Genomic DNA, 9,918 nt, shown 5'->3' with positions numbered 1-9,918 from the left:
TGCTCGGGCTCGAGCCCGGCGACGCCAAGATCCTTCGCAACGCGGGTGCCCGGGTGACCGACGACGTGCTGCGGACGTTGGTGCTGGCGTCGTACCTGCTCGGCGTCGAGCGGGTGATGGTCGTCGCGCACACCGACTGCCGGATGAGCGCGGGCGGCGAGGAGCAGGTGCACGAGGCGATCCGCGCGGCCGGCGGTCCGGACACCCGCAGCATCTCGTTCCTCACCACAGCCGACCAGGACGACGCGGTGCGCCAGGACGTCCAGCGGGTGCGCTCGTGGCCGTACCTGCAGGAGCTGGCGGTGGACGGCTTCGTCTACGACCTGCGCACCGGCCTGCTCCGCCGGGTCGGCTGACGACGTCCCCCGGATCGACTCAGACGGACAGCCGGATGACCTCGGCAACCGGGCGGCGGGGCGTCGCCGGCACCGGGATGCCGTAGCCGATCCGCATGATCATCTGGGTGACGCCCACACCGGTGAGCGGTGAGCGCACCTGCCAGCGCAGGTCGTGGTGCTCCAGCGGCTGGTTCATGAACGAGGCGGACAGCCCCTCGGCCGTGGCGACCAGCAGGGCGCGCTCCAGCGCCTGACCGGCCCGCACCCAGTCGGCCGGGGTGTCCTTGAGCGTGGACAGGATCGCGACAGTCGGCGTCGCCTCGAACGGCACGGTCGGCAGCTCACTCCCGGAGGACCTGCGGGCCCGGCCGCCGGATGCCGGGACGTCGGCCCCGAGGTCGCGGAAGGGCGTGGAGCGGTCCCGGGGGCGGGGGCCGAGCGCATGGGAGGGGATGCCGTCGGACGCGCCGTCGCGGCCCAGCCAGGCCGCCCGCTCGAGCTTGGCCTCCGGCAGGTCGGCCCGCTCGCCGTCGTGCAGCAGGCCCACGATCCGGTCGATCTCGGCTGGCTGGTCGACGATCCGCAGCAGGGAGTTCTCGAGGCTGACGGCGTCCTGGAGCCGGCTGAGCACCGACCGCGGGATCCGGCGGTTCCAGAACGGGAAGCGGTTGGTACGTCGCGACCAGACGGCCGGGAACAGGTCCTCCAGGAAGCCGGGCGAGCCGTGCCGGTGGTCGACCTCGAGCCGGGCCACGTGGGTCGGGTCGGCCTTGGTCGGGAGGATCCGGACGCGGGGGTGGAAGCCCAGGTGGTCAGCGGCCACCCGCAGGTTGAACAGGGCGGCGCCGCAGCTGATCAGCAGGGACCGGCCGGAGCCGTCCGACACCGCCAGGTGGCGGGCCGGGTCGGCGTGGAGGTCGACCGTGCGCTCGCCCAGCGTGAAGATCCACGGCTGGCTGTTGTGCACCGACGGGGCAGCCGAGGCCGCCTCGACGAGCGCGGTCGCGACGTCGCCGTCGAGGAGTCTCGCGGTACGGGTCTCGAGCATGGTGCACCTCCCTGGCTGTCGACCCACCATCCGCTTCCGCACCGAGGCACGACAGGTACGAAAGTCCCGAATGCCGTGCCCTTCGGCCTTGGCCGCAGGCGCCTGCTGCGCCGACACTGGGCCGGTGACAGCCCAGAGCCCGGCCCAGCCCGACCTCGCCGCCGTCGTCGACCTGGCGCGCCACGCGCCCTCGGTGCACAACAGCCAGCCGTGGCAGTTCTCGGTGACCGCGGGGGTGCTCACCCTCCGGCGCGACGAGGCACGCCGGCTGCCGGTGCTCGACCCCGACTCCCGCCAGGTCACGATCAGCTGCGGCGCTGCCGTGCACCTCGCCCGGCTGGGCCTGCGGGCCCAGGGGCTCGACCCGACGACGGAGGTGGTCCGGGCCGACAGCCACGGCATCGAGGTCCGCATCGCCGCCGCACCTGGGGACCCGCCGGCCGAGGCAGAGCTGGGGCTGGTGACCGCCGCCCGCGAGCGGCACACCCAGCGCGGACGGTTCCATGCCCGGCCGGTCGCGGACGACGTCGTGCGCGAGATGCGGCTCGCCGCCGAGGCCGAGGGTGCCTGGGTGCGGTTCCTGGCCGACTCCGAGGACCAGGTGCCGCTGGCCGTGCTGCTCGCCAAGGCGGACGAGCTTGAGCGCGACGACCCGGACTACCAGGCCGAGCTGGCCAGGTGGGCCGACAGACCGGCCGGCTCAGCGGACGGCCTCCCCGCGGCCGCCACCGCGCCGGCGGAGGAGGTCCGCGCGAGCGACCTGACCCTCCGTCGGTTCGGCCCCGCCGGCGGCACCGAGGCAGCGGGCGACCCGGTGGACGACGCGGACCCGCCGGTCGCCGAGCACCCGCTGGTCGCCGTCCTCGGCACCACCGCCGACACCCCGCACGACTGGCTGGTCGCCGGGCAGGCGCTGTCGGCGCTGCTGGTCCGGGCCACGGCCGGCGGCGTGCAGGCCTCCCCGCTGGGGCAGGTCCTCGACCAGCCGTGGGCCCGGCGCCGGCTGGCCGGCGAGCTCGGTGTGGTGGGCCACCCGCAGATGGTGCTGCGCCTCGGCTACGCCGAACCCGGGCCGGAGACCCCTCGCCGCCCGGTCGACGAGCTGCTGTCCTGACGTGCCCACGGTCACCGCCGAGCAGCTCGGCACCGTCCTGTCCGCCCTGCCCGGCACCCCGAGGGTGGTTGTCAGCGGCAACGGCGCCCTCCCGCTGACCCTGCTCTCGGTCGTGGACAGCAGCCTGGCGACGTACCACCTGTTCACGCTCAACGCGGGTCCCGCGGTGCCGCAGCGACCCGAGGTGGTGCACGAGACCTGTTTCGTCGGGCCGGGGGTGCGGCGCAGCCCGCGGCTGCGCTACGTGCCGGCCCGGCTGTCTCTGGTGCCGAGGCTGTTCGCGACCACGATGCCGCCCGACGTCGTCTGCCTCAACGTGGCGCCGCTGCACGACGGCAGCTACTCGATGGGGGCCGAGGTCAACATCCTGCCGGCGGCCGTCGAGGCCTGCCGGGCGCGGGGCGGCATCGTCGTCGCGCAGGTCAACGCGGCGATGCCGTGGACGTACGGCGACGGGCTGCTCTGGCCGGAGGACGTCGACTACCTGGTCGAGGTGGACGAGCCGCTGCTGCCGCCGCACCACGCCGAGCCCGACGACGCATCGCGCCGCATCGGCGAGCTGGTGGCGGCCCGGGTCGGTGACGGCGCGACCATCCAGCTCGGCATCGGGCTGGTGCCCGACGCGACCCTGCCCGGGCTGTCCCGACGCACGGGTCTGGTCGTGTGGAGCGAGATGTTCTCCGACGGGGTGCTGAGGCTGGACCGCGCGGGGGCGCTGGACGCCGTCGCACCGATCACCGCGTCGTTCCTCCTCGGCTCACCGGAGCTGCTGCGGTGGGCCGACCGCAACCCGCGGGTGCAGCTGCTGCGCACCGAGCGCACCAACAACCCGACGAAGATCTCCAAGCAGCGCGCGATGACGAGCATCAACACGGCGCTGCAGGTCGACCTGTTCGGCCAGGCCAACGCGTCGCGCGTCAACGGCCGCATCCACTCCGGCTTCGGCGGCCAGACCGACTTCATCGTGGGAGCGCTGCACTCGCCCGGCGGCCAGGCAGTCATGGCGCTGCGGTCCTGGCACCCCAAGGCGGACACGTCCTCGATCGTCGCGATGGTCGACGAGCCGGTCACGTCGTTCCAGCACACCGCGGTCGTGACCGAGCAGGGCGTCGCGGAGATGTTCGGCCAGGACGAGCAGAGCCAGGCGCGCAACCTCATCGAGCAGGCCGCCCACCCGCGGGTGCGGGAGGAGCTGCGCGAGGAGGCCGTCGCCCTGGGCCTGGCCTGGGGCCGGGTCGACTGACCGGAGCACCCTGACGGTGGGGGCCTTGAGTCGTGCCGATCCGGGTCCTTGGTCCCTGGGGGCTCGGCGTGAACCGGGTGACGATCGAGGTGTCTCACAAGGACCCAGTAGTCACCAGGAGGACACCATGACCACCCACACCCCGGCGAAGGTCCCCGTCCTGACCTCGGACACCACCTTCATCGCCGAACCCGTCCACGAAGAGACCCCGCGGCACATGGCGTACCGCTTCATGATGGCGGCCACCCGGCTCGCCCTCGGCTGGGTCTTCCTCTGGGCGTTCCTCGACAAGACCTTCGGTCTCGGCCACGAGACCCCCACGGACGGCGCCTGGATCAACGGCGGCAGCCCCACCGAGGGCTTCCTCGCCAACGCGCCGACCGGCCCCTTCGCCGACTTCTACAAGGACATCGCCGGCGCCAGCTGGGCGGACTGGCTGTTCATGCTCGGCCTCGGCGGCATCGGCATCGCGCTGGTGCTCGGCTTCGCGATGCGCATCGCCGCCGTCAGCGGCGCGCTTCTGCTGGTCATGATGTGGAGCGCCGTCCTGCCCCCGGAGAACAACCCGGTGATCGACGACCACATCGTGTACGCGCTGGTCCTGGGCGTCCTTGCTCTCGCGAGCGCCAACAAGACGCTCGGCCTCGGCCGGGTGTGGGAGCGGATCCCCCTGGTGGCGCGCTACGGGTTCCTGAAGTAGCAGCAACCGCTCCCCAGCAGTAGGAGGGGTCGGCCCGGAGGGCCGGCCCCTTCGTCGTGCGGTCAGCGCCAGCCGCGGTGCAGCAGCCGACCGACCTCGGGAAGGGTGTCGGCCACCTCGACCGCACCCGCCTCGGTGAGCTCCTCGCGGGAGAACCCTCCGGTCAGGAGGGCGACCCCGCGGGCGCCGAACCGGCCGGCCGCGACGAAGTCCCACGTCGAGTCCCCCACCACGACGACGTCGGCGTCGCCCGGCCGGTCGGTCGCCTTGTCCAGGGCCACCTGAAGGAGGTCCGGGGCGGGCTTGGTGTGCTCGACGTCCTCGGAGGTCGTCCACGCGTTAGCGACCGACCGGCCGTCGACCAGGTCGAGGAAGGCGTCGACGTGCTCCGGCTTGCCCGAGCTGGCCAGCACCACCCGGACCCCGTCGGAACGCAGGCCGGCCAGCAGCTCGTGGGCCCCCTCGACCGCTGACACCTCCGGCAGCAAGGGGGCGAACTCCTCGGCCCAGGCGGCGCGCAGCTCGTCACCGTGCCGGGCGTCGACCGCCTCGTCGGTGAGGGCCGGCACCAGCTGGTCGCCGCCCATGCCGATGTGCCGGTGGATGCGCCAGAGCGGCAGCGTCAGACCGATGCGTCGGAACGCGCGGTACCACGCGAGCGCGTGCTGGTAGTTCGTGTCGACCAGGGTCCCGTCGACGTCGACGAGGGCGATCCGCTCCATGGGGCCGCGCCTACCCCCAGTGGGCCGCGCGTACCGTCAGGGCGCAGCCTGGAAGATGCCGAGGACCCCCCAGCCGCGGTCCGGGAAGCCCGCCGCGTCGGCCACCCGGGCGGACGCGACGTTGGCGGGGTCGTGCAGGTAGGTCGCGACGATGCCCTGCGCGTGCAGGGTCCTGGACGCCTGGGCGACCAGCCGACGCGCCAGCCCCTTGCCGCGGGCGCCCTCGTCGGTGCCGACGGAGATCTCGTGCCCGTGCCGGTCGTGCCGCTTGAGGCCGACGCCGGCCAGGTAGCGGTCGTCGTCGTCGAGCGCGACCAGGACGTCGCCTCCGAACGGCCGCAGCCACCCCGGCACCCTCGGGTCCTCGTGCGGCAGCCAGAGCCCCGCGTCGGGGAGCCGGTCGGCCGCCGGCGCGGTGTCGCTCCAGCGGAAGACGCCGCGGTAGACGACGTGGCCGGGCAGGTCGAGCCGCTCCGGCAGGGCGGCCCGCAGCGCGTCGAGGGCACCCGCGCCACCCGCCGCCTCGTCGTCACGGGCCTGCGCGACGTACGACCGCGCCCACCCGAGGTGCGCCGGCGGCACGGACACCACGGCCGCACCGGCGCCGTCGACGACGCCCGTGACCGCGTGGACCGCGCCGTCCCATCCAGGGCGGGTACGTCCCTCCGCCCCCACCACGACGACCGGGGGCGGCCCGTCGTGGACGGCACCCAGGACGGCCAGCTCGTCGTCGGTCGCGCCGAGCCAGGAGCGCCAGTGCGCGCGCAGCCCGTCGGGCAGCTCGGCGTCCTCGGTCCGCTCCGCGATCGTCCCGCGCACCCCTGGTCCTCTCCTCAGGCCTCGGCCAGCGGCTGGAATCGTCGCAGGCGCAGGCTGTTGGTCACGACGAACAGCGAGCTCGCGGCCATCGCGGCGCCGGCGATGAGCGGGTTCAGCAGCCCCGCGGCGGCCAGCGGGATGCCGGCGAGGTTGTAGGCGAAGGCCCAGAACAGGTTCCCGCGGATGGTCGACAGGGTGCGCCGCGACAGCCGGATCGCGTCGGCGGTCGCCGTCAGGTCGCCGCGCACCAGCGTGAGGTCGGACGCCTCGATCGCCACGTCGGTGCCGGTGCCCATCGCCAGCCCCAGGTCGGCCTGGGCGAGGGCGGCTGCGTCGTTGACCCCGTCGCCGACCATCGCGACGACCCGTCCCTCGGTCTGCAGCCGGCGGACGACGTCGACCTTGTCCTGGGGCAGCACCTCGGCCACGACGTCGGCCGGGTCGATGCCGACCTCGGCGGCGACCGTGGCCGCGGCCGCCGCGTTGTCGCCGGTCAGCAGCACCGGCCGGAGCCCCAGGTCGCGAAGGCCAGCGACGGCGCGGCCCGAGGTGGGCTTGACCACGTCGGACACCACCAGCACCGCGCGGGCGCGGCCGTCCCACCCGGCGGCGACGACCGTGCGTCCCTCGGCCTCTGCGGCCGCGCGCGCCCGCTCCAGCGCCGGCGAGAGGTGCTGCGACCACTCGGCCAGCAGCCGCGGCCGGCCGACGACCACCGCGTGGGTGCCGCCGCCATCGGGTGCGGGCACCACTCCCTGGACCCCGAGACCCGCGACGTTGGCGAAGCCCTCCACCGCAGGCAGCGGACCGACCTCGGCCGCCGCGGCCGACGCGACGGCGCGGGCGACCGGGTGCTCCGAGGCCGACTCGAGCGCGCCGGCCAGGCGCAGCGCCTCCGCACGGTCGACGCCGTCGTCTACGACGACGCCGACGAGCGTCATGGTGCCGGTGGTCACGGTGCCGGTCTTGTCCAGTACGACGGTGTCCACACGTCGGGTGGACTCCAGAACCTCGGGGCCCTTGATCAAAATGCCGAGCTGTGCCCCGCGACCGGTGCCGACGAGCAGGGCGGTCGGCGTCGCGAGCCCGAGGGCGCACGGGCAGGCGATGACCAGGACGGCGACGGCTGCGGCGAACGCCAGCTCCGCGCTGTCCCCGCGGCCGAGCCAGAAGCCGAGCGTGGCCAGCGCGAGCACGAGGACCGTCGGCACGAAGACGGCGGAGATCCGGTCGGCCAGCCGCTGCACCGGCGCCTTGCCGTTCTGCGCGTCCTCGACCAGCCGGGCCATCTGGGCCAGCTGGGTGTCGCCACCGACCCTGGTGGCGCGGACCACCAGCCGGCCCCCGGCGTTGACCGTGGCGCCGACGACGCCGTCACCAGGCCCGACCTCGACTGGCACCGGCTCGCCGGTCAGCATCGAGGCGTCGACCGCGGAGGTCCCCTCGACGACCACGCCGTCGGTCGCGACCTTCTCCCCCGGCCGGACGACGAACACGTCGCCGACCACGAGCTCGTCGACGGGGACACGTCGCTCCACGCCGTCCCGCACGACCGCGACGTCCTTCGCCCCCATCTCGAGCAGGGCGCGCAGCGCGGCGCCGGAGCTGCGCTTGGCCCTGGCCTCCAGCCACTTGCCGGTGAGCAGGAACAGCGTCAGCCCGGAGGCGACCTCGAGATAGACCTCGTCGGCTCCGGACCCGCGCTCCGGGACGAGCGTGAACGGCATCGTCATCCCGGGCTCGCCCGCCCCGCCCAGGAAGAGGGCGTACAGCGACCAGCCGAAGGCGGCGAGCACGCCGAGGGAGACGAGGGTGTCCATCGTCGCGGCACCGTGGCGCAGGTTGACCCAGGTCGCCCGGTGGAACGGCCAGGCACCCCAGGTGACCACGGGGGCCGCGAGCGTCAGCGACAGCCACTGCCAGTAGTCGAACTGCAGGGCCGGCACCATCGCCAGCAGGATCACCGGCACGGTCAGCGCCGCCGTCCCGACGACCCGCTGGCGCAGGGCGTCGACGGCCCGCGGGTCACCGGCGGCCTGGGCCTCCGCGTCGCTGCCCGTGACACCGGCCGCGGACCCGGCATTGGAGGCAGCCCCTGGAGCGGGCCGCGCGGCAGGCGGTGCCGCGGTGTAGCCGGTGGCCTCCACGGTGGCGACCAGGTCGTCGACCGTCACGTCGTCGGCGAATGTGACCTTCGCCTTCTCGGTGGCGAAGTTCACCGTCGCCTCGACACCTGGCATCCGGTTGAGCTTCTTCTCGATCCGGGCCGAGCACGAGCTGCAGGTCATGCCGCCGATGGCCAGCTCGACGGTGCGGCCACCAGTGGGCGTCTGGAGTGTCATCGGTGCTCACCGACGTCCACGGTGAGCTCTGCGGTGCGCACCTCGCCGTTGACCTGGAAGTCCAGGAACAGCCGGTAGGTCCCCGGCGACGGGAACGTCGTCATGAACTCGACGTCCGGGCCGCCGGCGACGCCCGGCTCGGCGTCCTCGCCCGGGTGCGTGTGCAGGTAGGCGAGATCGCCGGCGCGCAGGGTCACCAGGTGGCCGTACGCCCCCAGGTACGGCTGCAGGTCGTCCACCGGCTCACCGTCGCGGCTGACCGTGAAGGTCAGGTCGGTGTCGACCCCGGCCTCCGGGTGCCCGGTCATCCGCACGTCGAAGCCGTCGACCGAGATGGACGTCGCGGCGGCGGGCAGTGCCACCGGGCGGTATTCACCTGCCACGTCGAGGTCGGTGCCGAGCACGAGGTTGCGGCCGAGGTCGGCGGGGACGACGTCGGCGTAGGCCCGGTAGCTGCCCGCCCGGGTCAGGTCGAGGTCGACCGACCAGACGCCGTCTCCCGACAGGACCGGGTGCACATGCTGGAACTGCGACAGGTCGCGTCGCACGACGATCAGGTGCAGGTCCTTCTCGTGCGCCTCGGTGTAGTCGGTGACCGGCGACCCGTCCGGGCCGGTGACCCGGAAGGCGAACCGGACGGCGTCGCCCGACGGAAGGGTGGGCCGCAGCGGGACCAGCGTGTAGCCGTCGACCGTCGACGCCAGCCCCGGCAGGGCGCCGTCGTCTGCCGTGAGAGTCGCGGAATCGTCGCCGTGGCCGCCGTCGCCCCCGCCGTCGCTGTGCGTGCGGTCCGCCTCGGCATGGGTGTCGGTCTCCGGGGCGTCAGCGGGGCCCACCGCGGCGCCGACCGCCCAGGCGGAGCCGAAGGCCGCCAGCAGGACCGCGGCGAAGACGGTGAGCCGTGCTGCCGCGTTCACGGCGTGGCACCGGCGAGCTGGTAGCCCGCCTCGTCGACCGCCTCACGGACGGTGTCCTCGGGCAGGGCGTCCTCGCTGACCACGCGCACCGTCGACTCGCCGCCTGCGACCAGGTCGACCTCGACGTCACGGACGCCCGGGATGGCCGACACCTCGTCGGTGACCGCGCGCACGCAGTGCTCGCAGGTCATGCCGGTGACGCGGTAGGTGGCGGTGGTGCTCATGGTGTCTCCTCGGGTTCAGTGGTGCCCTTGTCGGCGTGGTCAGCTGGTGGGGCGGTCAGCTGCGGACCAGCCGGGCGATGGCCTCGGAGGCCTCGCGGACCTTCTCGTCGGCCTCCGCGCCGCCGCGCTGGGCCGCCTCGACCACGCAGTGGGCGAGGTGCTCCTCGAGCAGCTCGAGGGAGAAGGCCTGCAGCGCCTTGGTGGCAGCCGAGACCTGGGTGAGGATGTCGATGCAGTACTTGTCCTCCTCGACCATCCGTTGCAGGCCGCGGACCTGGCCCTCGACACGGCGCAGGCGCTTGAGGTGACTGTCCTTGCGCGGGGTGTAGCCGTGCGGCGGGGCCGGCTCGGTCATCTCGTCCTCCTGCTTACCCCGTAGGGGTACTCGCTGCGTGTTGCTCTACTGTACCCCCCTAGGGTACTGGCCACAACACCTCGGAACCGCCCGTTC

The 9,918-nt window shown here is 73.9% G+C and carries 11 protein-coding genes; 4 read left to right on the top strand and 7 right to left on the bottom strand.

Translation table 11 applies throughout. From position 1 onward, the window contains the following. Positions 1 to 356 (top strand): carbonic anhydrase (locus VK640_11900; protein HTE73886.1); only part of this gene is annotated, 356 nt, incomplete at its 5' end. 19 nt (positions 357 to 375) lie between these two features. Here VK640_11900 and VK640_11895 read toward each other — a convergent pair. Next, complete coding sequence (locus VK640_11895; GenBank protein ID HTE73885.1) at positions 376 to 1,386, bottom strand: nitroreductase; 1,011 nt, start codon at positions 1,384 to 1,386, stop codon at positions 376 to 378. A gap of 124 nt (positions 1,387 to 1,510) precedes the next feature. On the opposite strand from VK640_11895, the gene VK640_11890 reads away from it, so the two are divergent. From VK640_11890 to VK640_11880, 3 genes are all read left to right on the top strand, one after another. After that, entirely contained in the window at positions 1,511 to 2,500 is a 990-nt protein-coding gene (locus VK640_11890) for a nitroreductase family protein (GenBank protein HTE73884.1), read from the top strand. A gap of 1 nt (position 2,501) precedes the next feature. Then, on the top strand, positions 2,502 to 3,743 hold the full coding sequence (locus VK640_11885; protein ID HTE73883.1) for an acetyl-CoA hydrolase/transferase C-terminal domain-containing protein: 1,242 nt from the start codon (positions 2,502 to 2,504) through the stop codon (positions 3,741 to 3,743). A 217-nt stretch (positions 3,744 to 3,960) separates the two neighbouring features. After that, complete coding sequence (locus VK640_11880; GenBank protein HTE73882.1) at positions 3,961 to 4,443, top strand: DoxX family membrane protein; 483 nt, start codon at positions 3,961 to 3,963, stop codon at positions 4,441 to 4,443. A 62-nt stretch (positions 4,444 to 4,505) separates the two neighbouring features. On the opposite strand, the gene VK640_11875 is transcribed toward VK640_11880, so the two are convergent. Genes VK640_11875 through VK640_11850 form a run of 6 tightly spaced genes read right to left on the bottom strand, consistent with a single transcriptional unit; the run spans position 4,506 to position 9,822 of the window. Further along, entirely contained in the window at positions 4,506 to 5,165 is a 660-nt protein-coding gene (locus tag VK640_11875) for an HAD family hydrolase (protein HTE73881.1), read from the bottom strand. A 36-nt stretch (positions 5,166 to 5,201) separates the two neighbouring features. After that, positions 5,202 to 5,984, bottom strand: coding sequence for a GNAT family N-acetyltransferase (locus VK640_11870; protein HTE73880.1), 783 nt, complete (start codon positions 5,982 to 5,984; stop codon positions 5,202 to 5,204). A gap of 14 nt (positions 5,985 to 5,998) precedes the next feature. Then, positions 5,999 to 8,326, bottom strand: coding sequence for a heavy metal translocating P-type ATPase (locus VK640_11865; GenBank protein HTE73879.1), 2,328 nt, complete (start codon positions 8,324 to 8,326; stop codon positions 5,999 to 6,001). Further along, a complete protein-coding gene (locus tag VK640_11860) occupies positions 8,323 to 9,243 on the bottom strand; it encodes a hypothetical protein (GenBank protein ID HTE73878.1) in 921 nt (306 codons plus the stop codon). The genes VK640_11865 and VK640_11860 overlap by 4 nt, the downstream gene beginning before the upstream one ends. Continuing rightward, a complete protein-coding gene (locus VK640_11855) occupies positions 9,240 to 9,467 on the bottom strand; it encodes a heavy metal-associated domain-containing protein (GenBank protein HTE73877.1) in 228 nt (75 codons plus the stop codon). The genes VK640_11860 and VK640_11855 overlap by 4 nt, the downstream gene beginning before the upstream one ends. A gap of 55 nt (positions 9,468 to 9,522) precedes the next feature. Continuing rightward, on the bottom strand, positions 9,523 to 9,822 hold the full coding sequence (locus tag VK640_11850; GenBank protein HTE73876.1) for a metal-sensitive transcriptional regulator: 300 nt from the start codon (positions 9,820 to 9,822) through the stop codon (positions 9,523 to 9,525). Between the last annotated feature and the right edge of the window lie 96 nt (positions 9,823 to 9,918).

It is taken from the genome of Actinomycetes bacterium (assembly GCA_035489715.1).
Classification (GTDB): domain Bacteria; phylum Actinomycetota; class Actinomycetes; order JACCUZ01; family JACCUZ01; genus DATHAP01.
The sequence above is the reverse complement of the archived record's forward strand: the minus strand, read 5'-3'. Positions and strand labels throughout refer to the sequence as shown.

Excerpts from the sequence above, each read along its gene's own strand:
- VK640_11875 (HTE73881.1), bottom strand. The coding sequence starts at position 5,165 with ATGGAGCGGATCGCCCTCGTCGACGTCGACGGGACCCTGGTCGACACG.
- VK640_11855 (HTE73877.1), bottom strand. The coding sequence starts at position 9,467 with ATGAGCACCACCGCCACCTACCGCGTCACCGGCATGACCTGCGAGCAC.
- VK640_11880 (HTE73882.1), top strand. The coding sequence starts at position 3,961 with ATGGCGTACCGCTTCATGATGGCGGCCACCCGGCTCGCCCTCGGCTGG.
- VK640_11895 (HTE73885.1), bottom strand. The coding sequence starts at position 1,386 with ATGCTCGAGACCCGTACCGCGAGACTCCTCGACGGCGACGTCGCGACC.
- VK640_11865 (HTE73879.1), bottom strand. The coding sequence starts at position 8,326 with ATGACACTCCAGACGCCCACTGGTGGCCGCACCGTCGAGCTGGCCATC.
- VK640_11850 (HTE73876.1), bottom strand. The coding sequence starts at position 9,822 with ATGACCGAGCCGGCCCCGCCGCACGGCTACACCCCGCGCAAGGACAGT.